This window comes from Gemmatimonadota bacterium, assembly GCA_040388625.1.
Classification (GTDB): Bacteria; Gemmatimonadota; Gemmatimonadetes; order Gemmatimonadales; family Gemmatimonadaceae; genus Fen-1247.
Genome location: JAZKBK010000002.1, coordinates 15,251 through 39,295, shown reverse-complemented (window position 1 = coordinate 39,295; position 24,045 = coordinate 15,251). Strand labels below are relative to the sequence as shown.

General features: G+C 62.8%; 21 protein-coding genes and 1 pseudogene. 11 read left to right on the top strand and 11 right to left on the bottom strand.

All coding sequences use genetic code 11. The features are described 5' to 3' along the window. Positions 1-47 precede the first annotated feature (47 nt). A complete protein-coding gene (locus V4529_03875) occupies positions 48-761 on the bottom strand; it encodes a hypothetical protein (protein ID MES2357460.1) in 714 nt (237 codons plus the stop codon). A gap of 357 nt (positions 762-1,118) precedes the next feature. Here V4529_03875 and V4529_03870 point away from each other — a divergent pair, with 357 nt between their 5' ends. From V4529_03870 to V4529_03850, 5 genes are read left to right on the top strand one after another with little or no spacing between them, the layout of a single operon-like run. Further along, positions 1,119-1,664: a thiamine pyrophosphate-binding protein gene (locus V4529_03870; protein MES2357459.1), complete on the top strand. Its 546-nt coding sequence runs from the start codon at positions 1,119-1,121 to the stop codon at positions 1,662-1,664. Beyond that, positions 1,664-2,254, top strand: a complete 591-nt coding sequence (locus tag V4529_03865; protein MES2357458.1) for a thiamine pyrophosphate-dependent enzyme — start codon at positions 1,664-1,666, stop codon at positions 2,252-2,254. Before V4529_03870 ends, V4529_03865 begins: the two co-directional genes overlap by 1 nt. Continuing rightward, positions 2,251-3,402: an aminotransferase class V-fold PLP-dependent enzyme gene (locus tag V4529_03860; GenBank protein ID MES2357457.1), complete on the top strand. Its 1,152-nt coding sequence runs from the start codon at positions 2,251-2,253 to the stop codon at positions 3,400-3,402. Before V4529_03865 ends, V4529_03860 begins: the two co-directional genes overlap by 4 nt. Then, positions 3,399-4,736, top strand: a complete 1,338-nt coding sequence (locus V4529_03855; GenBank protein ID MES2357456.1) for a sodium-dependent transporter — start codon at positions 3,399-3,401, stop codon at positions 4,734-4,736. Before V4529_03860 ends, V4529_03855 begins: the two co-directional genes overlap by 4 nt. 58 nt (positions 4,737-4,794) lie before the next feature. Then, positions 4,795-5,571, top strand: coding sequence for a cyclase family protein (locus tag V4529_03850; protein ID MES2357455.1), 777 nt, complete (start codon positions 4,795-4,797; stop codon positions 5,569-5,571). A 54-nt stretch (positions 5,572-5,625) separates the two neighbouring features. On the opposite strand, the gene V4529_03845 is transcribed toward V4529_03850, so the two are convergent. The 5 genes and pseudogenes from V4529_03845 to V4529_03825 form a co-directional block, all read right to left on the bottom strand. Beyond that, positions 5,626-7,020: an efflux RND transporter periplasmic adaptor subunit gene (locus V4529_03845; GenBank protein MES2357454.1), complete on the bottom strand. Its 1,395-nt coding sequence runs from the start codon at positions 7,018-7,020 to the stop codon at positions 5,626-5,628. A gap of 2 nt (positions 7,021-7,022) precedes the next feature. Beyond that, on the bottom strand, positions 7,023-9,389 hold the full coding sequence (locus tag V4529_03840; protein MES2357453.1) for an ABC transporter permease: 2,367 nt from the start codon (positions 9,387-9,389) through the stop codon (positions 7,023-7,025). Next, positions 9,386-10,062 (bottom strand): annotated as a pseudogene (locus V4529_03835) (ABC transporter ATP-binding protein). The gene V4529_03840 and the pseudogene V4529_03835 overlap by 4 nt, the downstream one beginning before the upstream one ends. A gap of 229 nt (positions 10,063-10,291) precedes the next feature. Next, complete coding sequence (locus tag V4529_03830) at positions 10,292-10,939, bottom strand: glutamine cyclotransferase (GenBank protein MES2357452.1); 648 nt, start codon at positions 10,937-10,939, stop codon at positions 10,292-10,294. Positions 10,940-10,948: 9 nt separating this feature from the next. Further along, positions 10,949-12,169, bottom strand: coding sequence for a helix-turn-helix domain-containing protein (locus tag V4529_03825; protein MES2357451.1), 1,221 nt, complete (start codon positions 12,167-12,169; stop codon positions 10,949-10,951). Positions 12,170-12,323: 154 nt separating this feature from the next. Here V4529_03825 and V4529_03820 point away from each other — a divergent pair, with 154 nt between their 5' ends. Genes V4529_03820 through V4529_03810 form a run of 3 tightly spaced genes read left to right on the top strand, consistent with a single transcriptional unit; the run spans position 12,324 to position 15,507 of the window. Continuing rightward, on the top strand, positions 12,324-13,100 hold the full coding sequence (locus V4529_03820; GenBank protein MES2357450.1) for a DUF899 domain-containing protein: 777 nt from the start codon (positions 12,324-12,326) through the stop codon (positions 13,098-13,100). Beyond that, entirely contained in the window at positions 13,097-13,444 is a 348-nt protein-coding gene (locus tag V4529_03815) for a hypothetical protein (GenBank protein MES2357449.1), read from the top strand. Before V4529_03820 ends, V4529_03815 begins: the two co-directional genes overlap by 4 nt. Next, positions 13,441-15,507: a S9 family peptidase gene (locus V4529_03810; GenBank protein ID MES2357448.1), complete on the top strand. Its 2,067-nt coding sequence runs from the start codon at positions 13,441-13,443 to the stop codon at positions 15,505-15,507. The genes V4529_03815 and V4529_03810 overlap by 4 nt, the downstream gene beginning before the upstream one ends. Here the strand turns inward: V4529_03810 and V4529_03805 are convergent. Further along, on the bottom strand, positions 15,496-16,581 hold the full coding sequence (locus V4529_03805; GenBank protein MES2357447.1) for a winged helix DNA-binding domain-containing protein: 1,086 nt from the start codon (positions 16,579-16,581) through the stop codon (positions 15,496-15,498). The two genes, V4529_03810 and V4529_03805, sit on opposite strands and share 12 nt — an antisense overlap. Before the next feature lie 137 nt (positions 16,582-16,718). Here V4529_03805 and V4529_03800 point away from each other — a divergent pair, with 137 nt between their 5' ends. Next, entirely contained in the window at positions 16,719-17,990 is a 1,272-nt protein-coding gene (locus V4529_03800) for an MFS transporter (protein MES2357446.1), read from the top strand. Positions 17,991-18,032: 42 nt separating this feature from the next. Here V4529_03800 and V4529_03795 read toward each other — a convergent pair whose 3' ends face one another. Then, entirely contained in the window at positions 18,033-18,473 is a 441-nt protein-coding gene (locus V4529_03795) for a VOC family protein (protein MES2357445.1), read from the bottom strand. Between the two features lie 139 nt (positions 18,474-18,612). On the opposite strand from V4529_03795, the gene V4529_03790 reads away from it, so the two are divergent. Next, a complete protein-coding gene (locus V4529_03790; protein ID MES2357444.1) occupies positions 18,613-19,170 on the top strand; it encodes a sugar O-acetyltransferase in 558 nt (185 codons plus the stop codon). A 130-nt stretch (positions 19,171-19,300) separates the two neighbouring features. Next, on the top strand, positions 19,301-21,859 hold the full coding sequence (locus tag V4529_03785) for a protein kinase (GenBank protein ID MES2357443.1): 2,559 nt from the start codon (positions 19,301-19,303) through the stop codon (positions 21,857-21,859). A gap of 14 nt (positions 21,860-21,873) precedes the next feature. Here V4529_03785 and V4529_03780 read toward each other — a convergent pair whose 3' ends face one another. From V4529_03780 to V4529_03770, 3 genes are all read right to left on the bottom strand, one after another. Then, positions 21,874-22,359 (bottom strand): hypothetical protein, encoded by a 486-nt coding sequence (locus V4529_03780; GenBank protein MES2357442.1) that lies wholly within the window; start codon positions 22,357-22,359, stop codon positions 21,874-21,876. 110 nt (positions 22,360-22,469) lie between these two features. Further along, positions 22,470-22,889: a hypothetical protein gene (locus tag V4529_03775; protein MES2357441.1), complete on the bottom strand. Its 420-nt coding sequence runs from the start codon at positions 22,887-22,889 to the stop codon at positions 22,470-22,472. Positions 22,890-23,476: 587 nt separating this feature from the next. Next, positions 23,477-23,695 carry a DUF2283 domain-containing protein gene (locus tag V4529_03770; GenBank protein MES2357440.1) on the bottom strand — a complete coding sequence of 73 codons (219 nt, stop codon included), beginning with the start codon at positions 23,693-23,695 and terminating at the stop codon, positions 23,477-23,479. Positions 23,696-24,045 lie beyond the last annotated feature (350 nt).

Genomic DNA, 24,045 nt, shown 5'->3' with positions numbered 1-24,045 from the left:
GAGAGAGCAGGACCCGGCCCCGCTTCATCCCACGTCAGTGTCCCACGTCAGTGCGCATCCGTTGGCGCAGCTGTACCATCCGACCACTTCGCGATCGGGAGCAGAAACACGGTCAATCCGTCCTCGACGTCCTTCGAGCCTATGAGCGGCGATCCCGGGACGTCTGCACCCCAGGCTGCGGTCTCCGTGAGAGGCGTGAAGAACATGAGGTGGGGATGCCAGTGGCCATCGCGATCGTTCAGGTATCCCTGCTTCGACATCATGTAGCACATCGCGCCAGCCTCGATGGCTGGCAACTCCTTTCTGTCGAAGGCTGTCCTGATATCCGCGAACATCCGGGCCTTCGATCGCGCTGCCAATACCGAATTGGTCTTCCTGATTGTTAGCGGAACGTAAGTTCGTGCCGCCGCTGGGTTGAAGCAGATCGGCGCCCGTATCTTCTGATTCCAGAAATTGGGATCGTCGATCCCAGCCGTCCACGACCGTTCCACCAGGCACACGAAACCATTTCTGCCCTTCACCGCGGTTTCGTAGCCATGCGATCCGAGGACCATCACCTCGGCGCCGCTCGAGATTGCTTCCGGCGCAGCGCTCCGCGCCAGCGTTATCTCGGCGGATCGTGCCATCAGGTACTGGCCGATCGGCGCCATGCTCGGGTACGGAGTTTTGATCTCCTGTGCTTGTGCCGTCCACGCGGCGGCCAGGATAACGGTCAGAGCGCAGCACCTGGATGCAAACCTTACCTGATTCTTCCGCTTCATTATCTCCGCCTGAGATGAGCAATTCTTCAGAATCCCACATCAAGATCCTGCCGCCATCGGTCGATCTGTGACGAGCGCGCTGTCGAGACCGTGATTCCAGACAACGTGCGCTGTGCCATTCCGACCCGCGAGGAGCTTCACGAAAGTACGAGATCCCGCTGCGCGGCGATGTAATGAAATGGTAGTGGAACGCCACCGACCGGTCACGGTGCTTCATTTGAACCTTGGCGGCGCACGGCCGCAGCACGCGTACGGATGGTGGGATGGACCGCTGGCCATTTGCACCAATTGGTGCAAGCCGGTCGGGGTCGCAGCGGGCCTCGACACGCCACGCGATGCACACGATACTTCGCGCGGGTGACCGAAGCTGTTTCCGTCTTCCTCCGCGCAGCCATGACCGTTTCGTACGACAACAGCAAGATCATCTTCGACGGCATCAAGGCCGCCGGTATCAAATCCGTATCGGCGCTCCCCGAAACGTGGCTCGGGCTGCTCCTCCAGCGCGCGGAGAGCGATCCCGATATGCAGCTGGTTCAGGTCGCGAAAGAGGAAGAGGCGATCGGCATCGCGGCAGGCGCGTACTTCGCCGGCACGCCGCACGCGCTTCTCATGCAGAACCACGGCTTCCTGGGCGCGATCAACGGGATCGTCTCGCTCGCTCAACTCTATCACGTTCCGCTCTGCATGCTCATCGCGCTGCGCGGACACTGGGGCGAGCCATATCCATGGCACACACGCGGCGGCATCGTCACAGAAGCCGTTCTGCGCGCGCTCGGCATTCCCTTCGAGTACGCGCGCGAGCCAGCGCAGGTGGCGAAACAGATTCGCGAGGCGTGGACGTTCTCGCAGAGCTCCCTCTCTCCGGTCGCGTTGTTGCTCACGCGCGATCTCATGGAGGATTGATGGAACGCGCACGCTGTCTCGAAATGATCTATCCCGAGCTCACAGACGCGCTCGTCGTCACGATCATGGGGGCTTCCGCCCAGGAGCTCTACAACCTCGGCCATCGCGAGAACTTTTTCTATCTGCAACATGCCATGGGACTCGCGTCATCCATCGGCCTCGGACTCGCGATGCACCTGCCCGCCGAGCGTGTTGTCGTACTCGATGGCGACGGCTCGGTGCTCATGAACCTCGGCACGTTCGCAACGCTCGCGCGCTACAGGCCCAGGAATCTCATTCATATAGTATTCGACAACGGCAGCCTGCTCTCAACCGGCGGATTCGATTCGCACACAACTTCCGGGATCACCGACATCGCCGCGATCGCGCGCGGCGCCGGCATCGAACATGTCGCCGCAGTGGATACGGCCGTCGGTTTCGGTGAGGCGTTCATCGCGGCGCTCGAGCGCAACGATCTGAGCGTCATCGTCGCAAAGGTCGCTGCAGTCGGGCCGGAGCACTATGGAATGGATCTGCAACTTCCCGAGAACGCATTCCGTTTCAGGCGCTGGATTCAGGATCGCAAGCGCGCGACGGGACAAAACTCGTGACCGTCACGCATCCGCCTTACGATATCGAAGCATGGCGCCGGCGCATTCCGCTGCTCGCGTCGTGCATTCCGATGAACAACTGCTCGCAGGCTCCGCAGACCGACGCTACGCGCGCCGCTGCCGAGCGTTATCTCGAATCGTGGAACGGCAGCGGCATGGACTGGGACGCCTGGATGTCCGAGGTGGCGCTGGCCAAGGCCGAATTTGCAAAGCTGATCGGGGCCACGGCAGACGATATCGCCGTGTTCAGCTCCGTCTCCGAAGCGGCGAGCGCCGTCGCGAGCGCGCTTCCGCTGCAGGGTCGCCGCACGAACATAGTTGTGAGCGACGCGGAGTTTCCAACGGTGGCGCATGTGTGGCTGGCGCAGGAGCGACGCGGCGCGCGGGTGTCGTGGGCTCCCATATGTGAGAACACCGATGTGTCCCCGTACGATGCGGTCATCGATGATCGGACTGCGCTGCTTTCGGCGTGTCATGCTTACTACATGAATGGTCTCATCCAGGATTCGGCGCGCATCGCGTCCATCGCGCGCGACGCCGGCGCTCTGTCGTTCGTCGACGCTTACCAGTCGCTTGGCACCGTTCCATTGGATGTGCGCGCACTTGGCGTTGATTTCCTGGCGTCGGGAAACCTGAAGTTCCTCATGGGCATTCCCGGTATCGCATTTCTGTATGTGCGGCCGGAGATCGTCGATACGCTGCAGCCGAGCGTGACGGGATGGTTCGGTCGCGCCAATCCGTTCGCATTCGACGCGAGGTCGCTCGACTGGTCGCCGACTGCGAGCCGGTTCGACACGGGGACGCCGCCGGTTATCAACGCGTACGTCGCGCGCGCCGGCATGGAAATCATCAACGCGCTCGATCCCTCGACCATACGCGCCTGGCTCGTCGAGCTGGGTCAGCGCCTGATCGATGGCGGCCGCGCGCGTGGAATGGTGCTGCATGGTACGGACGATATGCGGCAGAAGACTGCGACGACTGCGTTCGTTGTTGGCGACTCGCACGCTGTGGAACGCGCGATGCGCGAGCGCGGCGTCATCGCTTCGGCGCGCGGCGACGTGATCCGGCTCGCGCCGCACTTCTATTCCACGACCGACGACGTCGATCGCGCGCTGGATGTGCTCGCCCAAGTAGTGCGTACCGCGTGACCGAAGCCCGCGAAACTTTCTCGTCCCGCTTCGGCGGGCTCATGACGATCGTCGGGGTATCGATCGGGCTTGGCCACGTCTGGCGCTTTCCATACATGGTTGGAAAGTTCGGCGGCGCGGCGTTCGTGCTCTTCTACACACTCGTATCCGTCGTCATTGGCGTGCCGGCGTTGATGGCCGAGTTCGCGCTCGGCCGCCATACGCGCCGCGGACCGGTCGGCGCATTCCAGCGCGGCGGGCTGCCCTACGGTCGATATGTCGGCTGGTTCCTCTTCTTCGTGGTCACCGCTGCAACCGGCTACTACTCGGCGGTGATCGGCTGGGTGCTCTACTACACAGTGGGCCAGGTCGCCGCGCTTGCGCACATTTCATTCGAGGCCGCCGCGATCCTGCCGCCGGATCACGGTTTCGTGTTGAAGTCCTTTCTGTTGCAGATGGCCTGCACCGGCATCGTGCTCCTCGCCTGCGCGCTCGTCGTGCTCAAGGGCGTACGCAAGGGAATCGAGGTGGTGAGCATCATCGTGTTGCCCGCGATGACGATCGTGACAATTCTCGTGATGATCCGCACGCTGACACTGCCCGGAGCGATGATCGGCGTGCGCTGGTATCTGCTCGAATTTCGCTTTGCCGATCTCACTGCGAACGTCATGGCAGCTGCGATCGGTCATGCCATTTTCGCGCTTTCACTCGGCGGCACCTTCATGGTGGTCTACGGCTCGTATCTGCACGCCGACGAACCGCTCGCGCGTCCCGCGATCTGGACGGTGATTGGAGATACGGGCTCGTCGCTCATCGCAGGACTCGCCGTGATTCCGGCGGTGTTCTCGTTCAGTCTGCAGCCTGCATCGGGGCCGGGGCTCATCTTCGATACGTTGCCGCGCGTGTTCGCGGCGATGCCGGCGGGTTGGGTGTTCGGCGCGCTCTTTTTCGCCAGCCTGTTCGGCGCCGGCTATCTGTCGGACATCGGTGCACTGGAAGTGCTCGTCGCGGGACTGACCGACAACACTCGACTCACGCGCACGCGGTCGGTGTGGGTGATGTCGGCTGCCTGTTTCATTCTGGCAATTCCGCCGAGCGTAAACAACGCGATCTTCGTTCCGTGGGATCTCACGTTTGGCTCGGGGATGCAGACGCTCGGTTCGCTGCTCGCGGTCGTTACCGTGGCGTGGTGCCTCAACCGCGCAGCGGCTCTGAAGGAGCTGTTCGGTGCCGGCGAGAAACCCGTGCCGATGTGGGTCTTTTATTGGATTCGATTCGGAATCCCCGTGATCATACTGGGCGTCGGCGTGTACTGGCTGCTGACGCAGGTGTTCGGCACATTTAGCGGTGTCTAACGCGCGTCGTACGTCGCAGTCTGTTAGTAGAGAACCCTTTTTTCGTAGAGATTGATCAATGGCCATACTCGCCGATCTCGTCGCCGCGCTCGATTCCGGTGCTCTCAGGATGGTGGACCTCTCGCAGCCGCTTGGCCCTGACACGCCGGTAATCGGGCTGCCACCCATCTTCGCGTCGTCGCCCGGCGTGTCGATGGAAGTGATCTCGCACTACGATGAGAAGGGGCCGGCCTGGTACTGGAACACCATCCACATGGGTGAACACACCGGCACGCACTTCGACGCGCCCGTGCACTGGGTCACTGGCAAGGATTTCCCCGACAACCAGTGCGACACGATTCCACCGCGTCGATTCGTCGGCCCCGCGTGCGTGATAGATGTGACTGCCGACGTCGCGAAGGATGAAGATTTTCTACTGATGCCGGAACACGTGGAAGCGTGGGAGAAACGGCACGGCAAGATTCCGCGCAGGGCGTGGGTTCTACTTCGCACCGGTTGGAGCACACGCACCGATCCGGTCAGGTTCCTCAACGTGAAGGAAGATGGTGCACACAGTCCGGGCTTTCACAAGAGTACGTCCGAGCTGCTGGCGAAAGATCGCGATGTTCTCGGTGTCGGCGTGGAGACAGTCGGCACAGATGCGGGCCAGGCGGGCACGTTCGATCCACCATTCCCGAATCACACGACCATGCACGGGAACGGGAAGTTCGGACTTGCGAGTCTGTGCAACCTCGATCAGCTGCCGGCGACGGGCGCGGTCGTGATTGCGGCCCCGCTCAAGATCGTGAACGGGAGCGGGAGTCCGTTGAGGGTGCTGGCGATCGTGCCGGGGTGAGGAAGCCGATCCACTGTCCGCTTGCCATCGATCTCCGCGCTGGTCGTCAACACATCAGCGACTCTTGGCGCGAACGCGCGTACCATCGCGCAGCGCTTCGGATGGAAACACGATGACGGTATCTCCTTCACCCACACCCGATAGCACTTCCGCGGATCCACTGCCGGTGTGTCCAATGTTCACATCGCGCAGCTGAGCACGGCCGTCTCGCAACGCATATAACTGCCACCGCTCATCGTTCCTGAATAGAGCGCTCGCGGGTACGGTGAGCGCTCGTGGTGCCTGCCAGACCACGATACTGCTCTCGAGACGGTAGCCGTCGCCGAGTGCGGCAGGGTGTGTTGCGAGATCGATGATCACCGAGAGACGTTGCTCCTCCACGCCGAGCGCCGAGATGCGTTTTCTCGCTGAAGGCTCGACGCGACGAACAGACCCATAGAGCGGTGCGCCACCCCAGCCTCGTAGAGTGACGGATTGGCCAGGGCGAATGGACGCGGCGTCGCTCGACAGCACATCGGCGGCGATCTCCAGCGAAGAGGGATCACCGACCTCCACGAGTGGGGTGCCGGGCGTCACGACTCGCTCGCTTCGCTCGGGGATGAGCAGAATGCGTCCAGCCGCCGGCGTACGCACCGTCGTCGTCGCTTGCGACGAGCCGGTCGTCGACAGTAGCGAGGCGCGTGCCTGCGCAAATTCGGCATCGGCACTGTTCACCTGCGCGCGTGCGGCCGCGACATCGCTGCGACGGCCGTCAACCTGCAATTGCGCCAGCTCGACATCCCGGTTGGCCAGCGCGCCGGCGGCGGCGAGAGTGCGCGTCCGGGCTGCATCGCGCTCTGCTTGTGCAAGGCTCGTCGTTGCGCGCGCAAGATTTGCACTGGCGTTCGAGCGCGCAGCCTCGGCGGCACGCAAGCCGGCCTGTGCGACACCGCGTGCAGTGGGATCCGTCGGCGGCGGTGCAATCACCGCGACGACATCTCTCGCGTTGACAGAATCACCCTCGGAGTACGTGATACGGCTCACGAGACCGGCAACGGGTGCGGTAATTGTGAAACGCGAACGGACACGCGTTACCGCATCCGCATCCACGGTGACCTGCAACGGGCCGCGTGTTACCTGCGCAACTTCCACCGGCAGGGGCGTGCCGCGCAGCAGCCGTACAGTGATCGCGATGATGGCAAGCAGGACAACAGCGGCTATGATGCGGCCGCGTGTAAGTATGCGGCGTGGACGCTCACTCGTTCGCCGAGCCGTGGTAGTCGTTGGCGGCTGCGCCGGTGGAATCGTTGCCGGTATCGTCGCTGGTACTGTTGCCGGAACCGTCGTTGGCCCCGTTGCGGGTACCGTTTGAGGTGACGTTTCTGCTTGCGGCGTTCGAGCGACGACTGGCACTGGATCGTCTGACGCCGGTTGAAGACCCGGATCGGGGACAGGAGTACGGTCGGACATCGTCATTCCCGTGTCTTGAGGACTGCAACGAGATCGAGACGCGTCGAGCGCCGGTACATGAGCGCCCCTGCGAGCGCCGAAGCAGTCAGCACAACGGCGGTCGCGAATGCGTACGTGCTTGCGCGCGTCACGATCGGAACCTGATAATTCTCACTGGTGAATCCGTAAGTCAGATAGGCAGCAAACGCGCGCCCAAGGACCCAGCCGAGCGGGATCGCAGCGATGGTGAGGATTGCCTCCTCGCCCAGCAGCATCACCCCGACCTCGCGATTCGTGAAGCCGAGCACGCGAAGGCTTGCGAGCTCTCGGCCGCGTTCCGACAGCGCAATGCGCGCGCCGTTGTATACCACGCCCAGCGCGATTATGGATGCGAACAACACAACGACTACCGCCGATATTCGAAAGCTCCTCGCCATCATGCGATCGAACTGTTCCACCATCGCGGTGCGCGACGTTACGCCACCGACGAGCGGCATCGCCCTGAGCTGCTCGAACAGCTCGGGTCGCGGCGGGCCATCGAGTCGCAGGTAGGCACCGTTGATCAGGTCTCCGTCCCCCACCAGTGAGCCGGCAGCGGTGAGATCCATATAAGCGTTTGGCGACATGAGCTCGTTCAGCAGCGCAGTCACCACGACTCTGCGCGTCGTGCCTCGTTCGAGCAGATCCATGTCCAGCGTATCACCGGTGTGAAGCGCGAGGATGCCCGCGACCTTCGTGCTGAGCACGATACCGGCCGGCGGGATTGCATGTATCTGCCCGTCCACGTCAACCAGCCTGTCCATCTTGCCGTCGCGCTCGAGCGCCGTGAGGCCGACTGTTCTGGACCGTCCCATGTGCCGGAGGCGGACCGGAACGACACGAACGAGCTCGACGTTGGTGACTCCGGGGAGAGACGCAAACACCGGGCGCGTCGATGCTGGGACAGCTGTTACAAGCTGTACCGAGAGCGCCTGACGTTGTCCAACCCGGAACTGGAGACCGATCATGTTGTCGGTTGCGTCGTAGAGAGAAAGAGCGCCGGCCATCATTGCGAGCGCCGCCGCAACGCCCATCGCGCCGAGCAGTGCACGGCGCGGCTGTCGTTCGAGGCCGCGGATTATCATGCGTACTGGCGTACTGAGAGTCAGGCGGCTGCCGATCGTGTCGAACGGCAGCGCACGATAACGCGCAGGCGCCGGTGGCTGGAGCGCCTCTGCGGGAGGCAGAATTGCGACTTTGCGGACAGCGCTGAGCGCACCGCTGAGCGCGGCGAGAAAGATCACGACGATCGCGCGACCGATCGTCACCCAGTCGGCGTGAAACTGGAGACCGGGGATGCGGAGCACGTCACTGTAGATACCAGTGTAGAGGCGTCCCACCCAGACACCGACTCCGACGCCAAGCGGTATGCCCACGGCTGCTGCTGCCGCTGCATAGGCGAGGTAGTGCAGACCCACGGCGCCGCTGGTGTATCCAAACGCCTTGAGCACCGCGATCTGTTCGCGCTCGGTGGCTATGAGACGCGATACGACGGAACCGACGAGGAACGCAGCGACGGCGACGAAGACCGCCGGAAACGCGAACGCCATCACTCCCATCTGATTCAGCTCGTTTGAAACAACGCGGTCCGACAGTTGATCCTTGCGACCGATCGCCCCGCGCCCACCGTACGGAGCGAGGAGTGTATCGACCTCGGCTATCACTTTGGACGGATGTGCCCCTCCTGCCAGCCCAATGGAAACATCATTGAACGCACCACGCATACCCGTTGCAGCGGCAGCGAGCTCGTGCGGGACCCAGAGGATTCCGAAACCGCGCGCGTCGGATGGAAATGCATTACCCGGCTCCTCGTACAGATAATCGGGCGCCGCACCGATACCGACGATTCTGAGTTCGACGTAGCGCTCATTGATAATTGCGGTGAGCAGCGAGCCCGGCCGCAATCCATTCGCCTCCGCAAAGCGGCCGCTTACGAGTATTTCCTTGTCGGCACCTGGCAACACAGCGCGCCCGCTCGTGATGTGTACCGCATTCAGCGGCACGCCTCCGCTACCAGGGAGCGGGAGCGACACCATGCGTCCGATTGCCGGCATGTCGAGACCGGGGACGTCGAGCCTTACGTCCTTCACGACACGCGTCGCCACGCTGTTCACACCGGGGATCGCTGCGAGCCGGACAGCGACGGCGTCGGGGGCGCGTGTGAGCGTCGCAAATACATCGGCAAAGTGACCGCTGAGGTAGTATTCGCGTGTTGCGGAACCCAGAGAGCTCGATGTGCCGCCGAGTGCGACCACCGTCATGACACCGCCGGCCATGACGGCAGCTATGGAGAATACCTGCGCGCGAATGCGCCAGAGATCGCGTCGCAGCTTGCTCGTAAGTGCGCTCACCAGGACAGATCCTCTGCCGAGATCCGGTGCGCGTTGCGGTACGAATCAGAGATGCGCCCGCTGGTCATGTGAACGACGCGATCGGCCATGCCGGCTATCGAGACGTTGTGCGTGATGACGACCGTCGCCGCGCCAAGTTCTCTGTTGACCAGATCTATCGTGCGAAGTACCAGGCGCCCCGTCTCGACGTCGAGCGCTCCGGTTGGTTCGTCGCAGAGGAGTACGTCCGGGCGCTTGGCGACGGCGCGGGCGATCGCGACGCGTTGCTGCTCGCCGCCGGACAGTTGCGCAGGAAAGTGATCCATGCGATCGCCGAGTCCGACCAGCGCAGCGCATCGTCGGGTCGCATCGGATCGCGTGCTATTTCGGTGACGAGCGCGACATTTTCACGCGCCGTGAGACTCGGGATGAGATTGTAGAACTGGAAGACGAATCCAATGTGATCGCGCCGGTATTGCGTGAGCTCACGCTGATTCATGCTGGTGAGGTCGTGATCCTCGAACCGCACAGTCCCGCTGGTTGCAGTATCGAGCCCGCCCAGGATGTTGAGCAGCGTGGACTTGCCACTGCCCGAGGCGCCGAGCAGGACCAGCAGCTCGCCGGCATAGAGCTCCATGTCGAGCTCGCGGAGCGCCCGAACCTCCAGGTCGCCGGATCGATAGATCTTTGTCAGTCCGCGGGCGAGAAATACCGGCGCCGACGGAGGTGGTCCGTCGTCGGAGCGTGCTGTGGCAGCTGGCTGGGCAGTGTTGCTCGCGACGGCGCTGGTCGGCATGGAATAGTCCACGCCGTGTGGTGCGTGGAACCTCCTCATGAGGAGGGTACGGCATTGCGAGCGCCGCGGCTATCGGGGAATCACTGGTTTGGAGTCAGGAGTTCGCGGACAGACGCCGGGAGCCTGGTCATGTCGCCCGCCGCGGCCTCCGGATCGCTCTCACGGTACCGCTCTTCCCGCCGCCGCAGAAGAACCGGTCGGCACCATCGGACTCCAGCCCGGACACACCGATTCCAGCCGGCATCTCGAGCCGCTCCAGTACTTCTCCGGACTGAGGATCGATACGCCGAACATCAGCATCATCGCCTTCCCAGGTGGCGTGCCAGAACTCTCCATCCACCCATGTGACTCCGGTGACGAATCGGTTCGACGTGATCGTACGCAGGATCGCTCCGGTCTCGGGATCGATCTGGTGGATACTCCGGTCGCGGTATGCTCCCACCCAGAGCGTCCCTTCGGCCCATGTGAGCCCCGAGGCGCTGCTGCTGGGCGCGGGGATCGTGGCGAGCACGCGACCGCTCTGGGGATCGATCTTCTGAATCCGATCCTCGGCGAGCTGGAACAGATGCTGCCCATCGAATGCAGTTCCGGCATGCGCCGCGACATCGATCGTGCGCACCGCCTCTCCGCTCACGGGATCGAATGCGCGCAGATTGTCTCCTGCGGCAAACCACACGTGACGCCCGTCGTACGACACGCCACCCACGTTGGGCGTGCCCGCGAACGGTCCGTACTCCCGAATTATGTCGGCCTTCTCGACAATCGATTTACGCATGTGTCCAGTCTAGTCCATCGGTAACGGAGCGGGGAGTAACAATGTTGTCGTGAACCCCGCCACTGGCGTCGTTATCCAGCGGCGCGCGCGCCCGCGGCCGAACGCCTGCACCTTGCCAGCCGCAGCGAGCGAGTCGATCACGCGCTGTACGGTACGCTGGCTCGCACCAAGTGCGAGCGCAAGTGCCGAGCTCGACCAGGCCTCGCCGTCGCTGAGGAAAGCGAGCACCGCACCATGCTCCTCTTCGACGGGCCGCGCCAGCACGAGGATCTCCTTTGCGTGGCGCGGTGTCATGACGAATCCCTGTTTCGTCGCGCGGACGTCCGCAACCGCGCGGAGAACGTTGCGAAGCCGTGCGACCTCGACACGTAATCTCGCGCGATGCGATGCGTCGATGAACTTCGCTCCGAAGGCGCGCGCAAGAAGCACATCTCTCGCCACATCTCCAGGCCACGCTTCACCCATTGCGCACGCGAGCGCGAACAGCACCGGGCGTGATGCGAGCGAGACTACAGTCTGCGCATCGCGAATTATGCCACGACACGCGTCGATGACTAGCGCGTCCGACGCCAGCAGCCTCTCGACGTCCTCGAGCAGCAGGAACCGTTCTTCGCCGCTCGCGATCAGGCGGGCAGCGGGCGTGTCTAGTGCAAGCCATGCAGTCTCGACCTCCGCCGTCAGCGCAGGAATGCGCGCCTGCTGCGCAAGACGCTCTGCGCGCATCAGCGCCGCACGCGCAACCGTTCCCCGAATGCGCCGCACCGCGATTCCTGCAACGAGCAACTCGTGCACGGTTTGCAGCGCGGGCGGAAACGATGCGAGATCGAGCTCGGCGAGCATGTGCTCCGCTTCGTCCACGCGGCGTATCAGAAGCAGGCGTCGGATCTCGAGGTAGCGCGCGTGTGCGGCGTTCATGCGGTCGCCGTGTGCTTCGAGCGTCGTGCGCGCTGCGTCCAGTGCTTTCGCGGGCCAGCTCAGATCTCGCGACGCGAGCGCAACTTCCGCCTCCGCAACGATACACCGTGCGCGCGCCACGGATTCATTCTGGCCGAAGGCGCGCGCTGCGCTACGCAGGAGTTCCCTCGCGCGCGCAAGATCGCCGAGCTGCGCCATCGCGATGCCCCGAAGCGCGAGCGCGGGTGCGTCGTCCCGCAGTGCGACTCGGTTCAGTGCGCCGAGTGGGTCGCCGGCGGCAAGCGCGCGCGCCGCAGCGGTGATCAGCGAGTCCATCGTAATCCCGTCACACTTGTAACTCCCACCTCTGCGATGTCTGGTGCCAGACTTGTCTCACGACCGATAACGAGCCGTGAGCGGCGAATGGAATCGCGCTTCACTCTCGCAATGCGGAAACCCGAACTCGATCAAACCAGGAGATTTCAGAGCCATGTCTACATCAACGCAGCCAGTCATGCATACACCACCGGTCGTGTCGTCCGAGGAATGGGAGACCGCCCGCAAGGAGCTGCTCGTCAAGGAAAAGGCCAATACCCGCGCCCGGGATGCACTGGCCGCCGAGCGCCGGAAGATGCCCTGGATGGCCGTCGACAAAGCGTATTCGTTCGAGGGGCCTCGTGGCAAGGTAAGCCTGCTCGAGCTGTTCGAGGGCAGGCGTCAGTTGATCGTCTACCGCGCATTCTTCGAGCCCGGCGTTTTTGGCTGGCCGGACCACGCCTGCCGCGGCTGCTCGCTCGGCGCCGACCAGGTCGCGCACGTCGCGCATCTCAACGCCCGCGATACCACCCTCGTCTTCGCATCGCGTGCACCGCAGCCCGATATCGCGCGACTGAAGGAGCGGATGGGCTGGAACAACATCCCGTGGGTCACCATCACCGACAGCTTCGACGCCGACTTTGGCGTGGACGAGTGGCACGGCACGAACGTCTTCTACCGCGACGGCGACCGTGTATTCCGCACCTACTTCCTCAACAATCGCGGCGACGAGCAGCTGGGCGGCACCTGGAACTACCTCGACATCACCCCCCTCGGCAGGCAGGAGCTCTGGGAGGATTCGCCCCAGGGGTATCCCCAGACGACGACCTACAAGTGGTGGAATTGGCACGACAGCTACGTCGCGGATGCAGCGCCCGATGAGAAGTGGGTCCAGATATCGACCGCGGGAGAGGAGGCGTTCCGGAGGCAGAGCGCGAGCGAGAAGCGATGAGCCACGGCTGTTCCGGCGGGTCGGAAGGAGGTGCGATCCGCCGGAACGGCGTCGCGGTGAGGGTGGCTGACGCGCTGGCCCTCGCAGCGTCGCCAACCTTCGCCATGATGGCGCTGCTAACAGCTGTAATGGGCGGCGGCTCATCGGAAATGCTCGGCATGACCACACACGCATCGCCCGTGAGTGGCATGGTGACGATGTACTTGCTGATGAGCGCGTTCCATGCATCGGCGTGGCTCAAGCTGATCGGCGCAGGGCTGGTTCGAAAATCCCCTGTATTCTGGCGTCGAGGCGCGCGTTGCTGTAGCGTTTATTTCAACCGCAGAAACAGGACGCCCGAATGAAAAGCCTCGTCACTGTATCGTTGCTCGCCCTCACCGCCGCTCCCGGAATGGCCCAGACTTCCTCGCATCCGTTCAACGTCCATGACCTGGTGATGATGGACCGGGTCTCCGATCCGCAAATTTCCGCGGACGGCAGCAGCGTGGCGTTCACAGTGCGCACCACGGATTACGAGGCCAACAAGGGCGTCACCAGCGTGTGGCTGCTGGAGCTGAACAAATCGGGATCGGCCCCGCGCCGCCTCACCGAACCCGCGCAGAACGCGAACAACGCGCGGTTCTCTCCCGACGGAAAGACGATCTACTTTCTCGCCGCGGAATCCGGTGTCAGCCAGTTATGGCAGATGCCCGCAACCGGCGGCGAAGCGAAACAGATCACGCATCTTCCCGTCGACGTCGACAACTACCGGATCTCGCCGGACGGTCGAGAGGTGCTGTTCTCGGCACAGGTATTCACCGATTGCGAATCGCTGGCGTGCACCGCGGCTCGCCTCGAAGCCGTCAAGAACGACAAGGCGACCGGCAGGGTGTACGATCGTCTCTTCATTCGCCACTGGGATACATGGTCCGACGGGCGCCGGTCGCAGCTTTTCATCACGCCCCTCGGCGCAACCAGCGAGCCGTTGCATCTCACGCGCGGCATCGACGGCGACGTACCGTCCAAACCGTTTGGCGACGAGAGCGAGTACAGCTTCTCGCCCGATGGAAAGACGGTGTACTTCGACGTGCGCATTGCCGGCAACACCGAACCGTGGTCGACGAATTTCGACATCTACTCCGTGCCCGCCGATCGCTCGTCCGCGCCGAAGAATCTCACCGCTCGAAATCTCGCCTGGGACGCGACGCCGGTGCCATCGAAGGACGGCAGAACCCTGTACTACCTGGCGATGAAGACACCTGGTTTCGAGTCCGACCGTTTCGGAATCATGGCGCTGGATCTCGCGAGCGGTGCGACGCGCGAGATAGACCCCAAATGGGACCGCTCGCCTGGCGGACTCACGCTGTCGGATGACGGCAGAACTCTCTACACCACAGTCGACGACGAAGGGATGCACGCGCTCTACGCCATCGACATCGCGAGCGGCGCGCCGCGGAAGGTGCTCAGCGATGGAACCGTGACAGGTTTCGCAGTCGCTGGCGACCGCATAGTTGCCGCTCGTCAGGACTTCAAGCATCCCACGGACCTGTACACGCTCGACGCGCGCGGTACGGGTCTGACGCAGGTAACACACTTCAACGCCGACCGGCTGCGCGACATTCGGTTCGGCGACGCCGAGTTCTTCAGCTTCAAGGGTGAGAACGGCGAGACGGTTCACGGATACGTGATGAAGCCCGTGGACTACCAGGCTGGCAAAAAATATCCTGTAGCGTTCATGATCCACGGCGGTCCGCAGGGCGCGTGGAACGAGGACTTCCACTATCGCTGGAATCCGGAGGCATACGCGGGTGCAGGTTTCGCCGTCGTCGCGATCAATCCACGCGGATCGACCGGCTACGGCCAGGCATTCACCAACGCAGTGTCCGGAGACTGGGGCGGCGCACCGCTCGGCGATCTCAAGAAAGGCTGGGCAGCGGCGCTCGAGCGATATTCATTCCTCGACGGCAACGAAGCCTGCGCACTCGGCGCGAGTTACGGCGGCTACATGGTGTACTGGATGGCCGGCGTGTGGAACCAGCCGTGGAAGTGCCTGGTAGACCATGACGGTGTGTTCGACACGCGCATGATGGCGTACGCGACCGACGAGCTGTGGTTCGAGGATCACGAGAACGGCGGTACGCAGTACGAGCACCCGGAGAACTACGAGAAGTTCAATCCGCTGAATCACGTAGCGCAGTGGCGCGTGCCGATGTTGATAGTGCACAGTGGCCACGATTTCCGGATTCCCGATAGTCAGGGAATCGGTGCGTTCACGGCGCTGCAGCGGCGTGGCATTCCGAGCAAGCTCCTGTACTTCCCGGACGAGAGTCACTGGATACAGAAGCCGCATAACAGTGTGCTGTGGCACGATACAGTCATCGACTGGCTGAACGAATGGACGGGGGGGAAGGGCAAGTCAGGACCATAGCATCTCCACCGGAGATCCGACAAACCGACCGAGCTTCTGAGCGGCAACGTCAACCGCTCGTCGTTCCGCTTCGTCAAGCCGGATCAACGGCTTTGGTTCGACAATTACAGCTCGCGCGGTCAGCATCCGCTTCCATCCACCGACGATCTGTCCGTTGACGACGAGCGCGTGCCCCGAAAGCGCGCGCGTTCTCGCCTTCACTCCGGCGGCCTCGAGCCTCGTGCCGAACGCGCTGCGATCCTTGAGTCCGACGAAGAACTCGTCGAAGTTCGGCAGCAGGTGCACTGCGGGAGAAGCGATGCGCGCCACGCGTTCCGCGGCTGGACCCCAGTAGGACCGCCCCTCGACCGACACGTGTTGCAGATGCGTCGCAGCCGCTTCGACTGCTCTCTTTGCGTCAGCCTTCGTGAGTCCTGACCACCATGCAAAATCTTCGACCGTTGCGGGTCCCCTGGTCGTGAAGTATCGCCGAGCCAGCTCGCACAACGCTGCGTCGCGCTCGAGCACCATCGGTTTCGGCACACGCTCTTCAAGCAGTGCGTACGTGAACTGTTTCCCGCGTCGTGCGCCATTGCAGATCGCTCCGTCGAGCTCAGCGCGCATTACGATGCATGCCAGCCGCATCGAATTCGTGACCTGAATATTTGCTTTCGTCAGCGCCCGTGCCAGCTCGGCGCGCGTGAGTTGCTTCCCGTCGCTCAACGCCCTCGTCAACACGGCTCGGCCTCGCCGCGCAAGAGCATCATCCACCTCGAGCCAGCGATACCAGTACGCATTGGCTGCGTGGACCCGCGGTGCAGTGAGAGCCAGCATCCAGTGAATGTCGGCAGCAGCGACGAAGTGCCACGTCGGGCGCAGTATGTGAGTCCGAACTATGCTTCCGTCGTCGATCTCCCGCTCGATCCGAGCGTCGGTGAGACCGGCAGTACGCTGAGCGATTCCCCACTTGGATGCAGCGTAATCCTGTGCCTGCACTGCGCCGAGTGTTGCCACCACCGTGCTTGCAGTCTTCAACGCGGGCTTGACGAGGCCCTGGTTGATGAGACGCTGTCTTGTGATGTCTGGTCGGGGCATGGGAGCATCATAGTATACGTCACTGGCTGACGAACCGCCGCGTGCGCCAGATAGTCGGAGCATGAGTCGGACCCCAAAGACGATACGTGACTCCGATGCTGATTGCACAACCCGGCATGGACGCTATCTTCCCGCGCATGACCGCCTCCGCGGCTGCTGCTCCCGGCGTTCGGCACCCGTGGGTCTGGGCCGTGTTGTATTTCCCCTACGGTCTCACCTTTGGTTTTCCCGCGATCGCGCTTGGCTTCCTCGGCAGGCGCGCGGGAGTGCCGCTGTCCGCCATCGCCGGCGTGGTGGGCATGTCGTTCCTTGCCGCGGGATGGAAGTTTCTCTGGGCTCCACTCGGCGACTACACGCTGTCGCGCAAGCGCTGGTATCTGCTCGCCGTCGCGATGCTGTGCGCAGGTCTGATTGCACTGACGACCGTTCCGATCTCCGTTCACACAGTGCCGCTCCTGTCACTGCTGGTGCTGCTTACGAGCGTCGCCGGAACTTTCCTCGCTTTCGCAACCGAAGGATTGATGGTGCACAACACTCCCGACGCGCTGCGCGGCCGCGCAGCAGGATGGTTCCAGTCGGGTAACCAGTTCGGACAGACTGCAGGCGGCGGAGTGGGATTGTGGCTCATGACCCACGTTCCATCGCCATGGATGGCAGGGTTGATACTCGCTGCGATCGTCTGCGCATGCGCGGCCGTGTTGCCGCTGTTGCACGAGCCGGAACGACTGCTCACGAACGCATCCGTCGCGACGCGTGCGACCGACGCGCTGCGCAATCTGAGCTTGATGATTCACTCGCGCGCAGGCCGCATCGCGCTGCTGCTTGCGATACTTCCCATCGGCACCGGTGCGGCGCAGTTCCTGTTCGGCTCGCTTGGCGCAGAGTGGCACGCACCTGCGGATACCGTTTCCGCCGTACTCGGACTGGGCGGCGGACTGGCCATCGTCGCCGGTTGCATTGCAGGCGGATGGCTGGCCGATCATCTGCACAAGCCTGCGGCATACGCCGTGTCGTGCGGCCTCGGGCTTGCGGCGTGCGTCGTGATGGCACTGTCACCGCGCACTGCCGCCGGTTACGCGACGTCCACGCTCTTCTACACGTTCACGCTTGGGATGGTAGCTGCATCGTTTACCGGAATGGTGCTCGCGATAGTCGGAAACGCAGCTGCCGCGACCAAGATCAATCTGTTCTTTGCGCTCAACACGCTGTTCAGCTTCGGCATGCTGCGAGTGGATGGCTGGAGCCACGACGCGTGGGGAGTGAACGGAATGCTGTTTACCGAAGCGTTGGTGGGAGTGGTTGCTCTGGCTGTGTTCGTTGCCGTTGCGAGCCGCGTGCGTGGAGCGGCGCTGGTGCTGGATGGAGAGAGTAGTTTAAACGGCGACGTGGTAGTTCAGGATCCGGGCTGATCCTTTCCGAGGAATGTCTCGTTGCCGGCCGATGTCCGCGCTTCAGAACAATTCCTCGGCCAGTGCAACGATTATCCCTGCAGGGCCGCGCATGTAGCAGAGCCGGTACTTGTCCTCGTACTGTACCACCTCGCCGATGAGCTCGCCGCCTTCGGCGCGCAGGCGAGCGACAGTGTCGTCGACGTTTTCGACTGCAAACATGATACTGCGAAGTCCCAGCGCGTTCGGCGGTGCGACCGCTGGTTCGATCTCGACGAGTTCCGGATTGCGAAACTTCGTCAGCTCGATCTGGCCCAGACCATCCGGCGTCCGCATCATGACGATGTCGACCTGAATACCTTCGATCCCGTTGACGCGGTCCACCCACGGACCCTCGATCGGCGCCTGGCCTGCGACCGTCATGCCGAGCGCGGTGAAGAAAGCGATAGCACCTGCAAGGTCGTCGACTACGACGCTCACGTGGTCCAATCTCTTGATCGTCATGCACGTAGTATAGCGGAGGTCGTGCGGGGCGGTCCAGACCGGTGCGCATGGCGGATCATCAGGTATTATGGTGCGGAGACGCGACCGCGCGTTGAACATCACAGACCATTTGCAGTGCACGACGACAGGAAGATTACCAATGCCGAACAACGATCGCACCAGGATAATCCACAGACGGACGCCGGAATCGGCGGCCATGGTGGCAAACGTCAAGCGGGCGATGACGATCACCGCCGCGCTCAACCGCTTGACATTAGACGATGCGGATGAGATTCGCACATTGTTCAGCGAACTCATCGGCGGGAAGGTGGACGAGAGCTTTTCACTGATCCCTCCGTTCTATACCGCTGGCGGGAACGAAATCCGCGTCGGCCATAACGTCTTCATCAATCAGAACTGCACGTTCTACGACCTTGGCGGCCTCGACATCGCGGACGACGTGATGATCGGGCCGAACGTGAGCCTCATCACGACCGGCCATCCCATCGAGCCCGCACAGCGACGCGCCGTTACGGGAACGCCCATCGTGATCGAGAAAGGCGTGTGGATCGCTGCGGGCGTGACCATCATTGGCGGCGTAACGGTAGGTGAGAATTCGGTCGTCGCCGCTGGTTCGGTAGTCACGAGGGATGTTCCACCGAATACTCTTGTCGGGGGGAATCCGGCGCGGGTCATTCGTTCGATTGAGGACGGCTGACGGAGCAATCCACCGTCGTTACGCGCGCCGCTCCGTCCGATCGCCGGCGCCTCTGGCATAAAGGCCTCTCAAAAGCCATGTTCCTGTGTACGCTTCGCGACTCTCAGGTCGTGGAACGACTCGCGCACTCATGTCCAACGACGCCGCCCACAGCCTGACTCCCGCGCTGGCAGATCGCTACCGCATCGAGCGCGAGCTTGGTACGGGCGGCATGGCGACGGTGTATCTCGCGGAAGATCTCAAGCATCACCGCAAGGTCGCAATCAAGGTTCTGCACACCGATCTGTCGGCGACGCTCGGCCCCGAGCGCTTCCTCAGGGAAATTGAGCTGACGGCGAGTCTGCAGCATCCCGTGATCCTGCCATTGTTCGACTCCGGCAATGCAGATGGGTTGCTGTATTACGTGATGCCGTACGTGGAAGGCGAAACGTTGCGAGCGCGACTGGATCGCGAGCGCCAGCTTCCGGTCGAAGACGCGATACGCATCGCATCCGACGTTGCCGATGCGCTCGAGTACGCGCACAGGCACGGCGTGATCCATCGCGACATCAAGCCTGAAAATATATTGCTCCAGGATGGCCGTCCGGTCGTCGCCGATTTCGGAATCGCACTCGCCGTGCAGCAAGCCGGCGGCGCACAGCGGATGACAGGGACCGGTCTCTCGCTCGGAACACCGCAGTACATGTCACCCGAACAGGCAATGGGTGAGCAGGCTCTCGACGCGCGCACGGACATCTATGCATTGGGCGCCGTCACGTACGAGATGCTCGCGGGCGAGCCGCCATTCGCCGCGCCAACGGCGCAGGCGACGGTTGCAAGAGTGATGACGGAGACGCCGCGCAGCCTGCGCGTACAGCGCCACACCGTTCCCCGGGCCGTCGACGCTGCCGTGCTTCGCGCTCTCGAAAAACTTCCCGCCGATCGATTTTCGAGTGCGCATGCATTCAGTCACGCGCTTTCTGCCGGTGCCACTGGCATTCCGACGCCGCCATGGTACAGGCAACGAAAGTCCTTCGCCGTCGCTGGAATTGTCGTAACTGTAGTGATCGCAATCGGCGCCGGTATTGCGCTCGCGCGACGAAGCTCGGAGGCAGGGACTGAAGCGAACGGCTCCGCCGCTGCACGGATCGTAGCGGTGCTTCCTTTTCACAGCATCGCGTCGGACAGCGCTCAGCGATACTTTGGCGACGGAATGACCGCCGAGATAAGCGGGCAGCTCTCGAAGCTCGCGGCGCTGCGTGTGGTGAGTCAGGCTGCGTCAGCGCCATACGAGAACGTATCCGACCGCCTGGGCCGGATGCGGCATGACCTGGGTGTCGGTAGCGTCGTGGATGGAACTGTACGGGTGGCAGGGAAGCGAATTCGTATCGACGTCGAATTGATGGACGCGACGAACGGTCAGACGCTCTGGTCGGACCAGTATGATCGCGATCTCACCGACATCTTCGCCGTGCAGAGCGACGTCGCGCATCGCATCGCCGCGGCGCTGCAGGCGAAGCTCACACCGTCGGAGGCAGGACGCGTGGATCGCGCTCCGACAGCAAATGTCGACGCGTATAGGATCTACCTGCAGGCGCACTCCATTCCGGTAGTGAGCAGTGCGGCCGCACAGGCAGCAATCACGGGCATGCACGATGCCATTGCGCTCGACACTACCTTCGCTCTTGCATACGCTGAGCTCGCGCGCGAATTCATGTTCATGGCGGCTTACACGGGGCCGGCCTATCTCGATTCCGCGAGCGTGGCGGCGCGCACGGCGTTACGCCTCCAACCGGATCTGGCATACGCGTCGTTCGTCCTCGGCGACCTTCAGGCTTCTCAGGGACATCTTGCCGACGCACGACTGTCCTATCTGAGGGCGCTGGAGTTGGACCAGAGCCTCGTGCCAGCAATGGAGGATCTATCGGAAGCCGAGACCATGCTGGGCCACTACGAGCAGGCGCTTTACTGGGCGTTGCGCGCGCAGCCACTCGATCCGAATGAGTTTCACGTCTATTACCACACTGCAGTTCCGCTTCTCCGGCTCGGCGATGATCAGGCGACCGAAGACCTGCTCGACGTGGCAGCACGGCGCTTTGCAGACAGTCCAGGCGGTCCACGCCTCCAAATTGCACTCGCCGCGCTTGATTTCCTGCGGGGCCGCGACAGCGAAGCGATGGCTCGTGCCCGGCGTACAGCGGCCAGCAACCCGCACGACGATGAAGTTGCGTCGTTCCTGGCACAACTCGCAGCACTCACCGGAGCGCCGGATGCGGATGCGTTGTTGAGCACGCGACTCCTCGCAAATCCGGAGTCAGGCGTGGATCTGGCGCCCGCGCGCTTCCCCGCCTGGCATGCGTTGTTCGCCGATCGGCGCGGCGACCACGCGATGGCAACGCGTACATGGAACGAGGTACTCTCGTCCGATGAGCGCGCCATCGCGAGCGGTAACGACGATCCGCAACGCCCGATGGAGATAGCCGCCATTCACGCCGTGCGCGGAGATTCAGCCGCAGCGCTCGACTGGTTGCAGCGCGGGTACAACGCCGGATGGAAGAACTATCGCGTGATCGTGCGCGATCCGTTCTTCGCACGCCTGACAAATAATGCGCGCTTCCAGCAGATCATCACATCGATGCGGAACGATACGGATGCGATGCGCCGGCGTGCCAGGACCGGGGAGAATTCGCTCGTGAAGTGGAGTAAGTAGGCGAGCGTCCGATTCTACTGATCGACGCCGGCCGCGGCCATCTGTGCCGCCATCCGCTTCTGCACCGCTTCGATATCTGCCGCGTGCTGCTGCAGGAAGTGGACGTTCGCGAGGCTGACGCCGTCCGGAAGCTTGGCCGACGGGTTCGTCTTCAACAGAGCCACGCCGAGTGCGGTCGCGGCGAACGTCAGATCGAGTCGGACGTACTGCGCGGGCGTCAATCCAGCTTTCCTGAGCGCTTCGACGGCGGCGGGAATTGCCGCGATCTTCGCAGTTGCCTGCGCTTCGCTGTCATCGGCATCGACCGATAGTGCGTCCTCGGACTCGGGGTGGCCCTTCGTTGCCACTGCGAAGTTGACCATCGCCTGGTACATGCGCGTCATCTTGTCCACCGTGAGCGGTTCGACACCCTGATGTACAGCGACCGTAGTCGCAACAGTGGTCAATGTCGAGAGCGCGAGGGCTGGTGCTGCGGTGCCGGCAAGCAATGCTGCGGTCATCGCTCCAGCGAGTGAGCATGCAGAGGAGAAGCGAGTGGACCCGTCATCCGCAACGCGTTCGGAACATGACCAGCACCACCTCACGTTCGTCGCCGCACGGAATGTTCATCTCATCCGGACGCATCCGCGCTGCCTGCCGTCGGCGCCGCCGCGGAAGGCGACAGCATTACAAACGCGCTCACCATCGCCAGCAGCCCGAGTCCATACCACTGGATCTGGCCGGTAACGTAAAAGATCACGGCGCCGAACAACGCCGCGCTCTCACCGACAGCCCACCCGACGAGGAGCATCGAGGCGCGGCGCTGCTGATCGGGTTCGCGTCGCACGCGTCCTTTCAGTACCGCGGCAATCGACACCGCCAGAATCGCGTCTGCCACCAGCGCGTAGTCAGCTGCGTCCGGGAGCGTTCCCGGTGTCCAGTTCGGCTGCCGGTGAACGACCAGAATGACGGCGCCGAACATCAATACTCCTGCCATCAGAAAAAGGCGGATCAGCTGCAGGGGCTGCGGACGTGGATTCGCGGACGCCATGGGTTCTCGCAGGTTGGTGGACATCGAACAGGTACGCAGGAGCCAATGATCCAGCCATTCAGTGGATTACGCCAGTACCCCGGCCTGAGGTGGTGCGCGTCACTGCGACAAGAAAGCGGCCCCGAGATCAGGGGCCGCTTTGTCGTGTTATTCCGCGGCTGCGAGAAACTCATCGCGCGCTGCTGGGTGGAACTCGAGTATCATCGGTGCAGCTGTTGCTCTACTTCAGCAAATACCTCGGCTGCGGAGATCCCATCCACCAATCTATTTTCTAATTCATTAGCGCGTCTGTCGATCTCATTGTCCCAGACTGAAGCAGCGCCTGCGTCGTGCTCTTCGATGCTTGCCAGGAGCAGTTCTGCAAGACGTGCGCGATCAACGGATGGGAGGGCGAGGAGTTGATCAGCGAGCGCGTCGGCGTTCCGATCCACTATGGAAGGTCCTGTGTACGCGTTAGTTCCGGTTTATCCGAACGACCGTTCGAGGGGGCTATGCACGGTCGTCCATGTATGCAAATCTATTGCCCTGGTCATATCGTGCGGCGTCATCGCGGGAGCGGGAGGCTGATTCGCGCGCCGCAGGGTTGATCAGCTCGCGCGTTGTTCGATCAGCCCGTCCATGCCCGTTAGGACCAGTCGCTGGAGTTGGACCTTGCGGCTGGCGTTGTCGATGTCGATGCCGACGAGTTGTCCCGCGGCATCATAATCCAGCACGACCCCTTCCGAGATCTCGCGACTCGACACGCTCGTCTGTTCGGACAGATCGATGTAGAGAGAATCAGTGTTCGCGTAGTATGCGAGCTTCATGGCCGGAATCCGCGATCGGGGAAGGCGTTGTGGATCGTACGCCTGTCATCCAGTGTCACTACACGAAGATACCGGCCTCCGAGATCGGCTACCATCCCCCAGAACCGGTATCGGTTGTCCTCTTGCCGCTCGACCCGATCCGGGGACTCGATAACTGCAATACACCATTCACGGCGTAGATACGGTCGTTTCCGAAGTACCTCACGTTCGAAATAGTCGGTGAACGAGTATGCCGGCATTTTCCAACCTACGACGCCTCAGCGCGTTCCATCGAATCGTTTCACCTCCCGGCTCATCGATTCGCCGCGTCGCACTCTCACCGCCGAGTCGAATTGGACACGCATGGACAA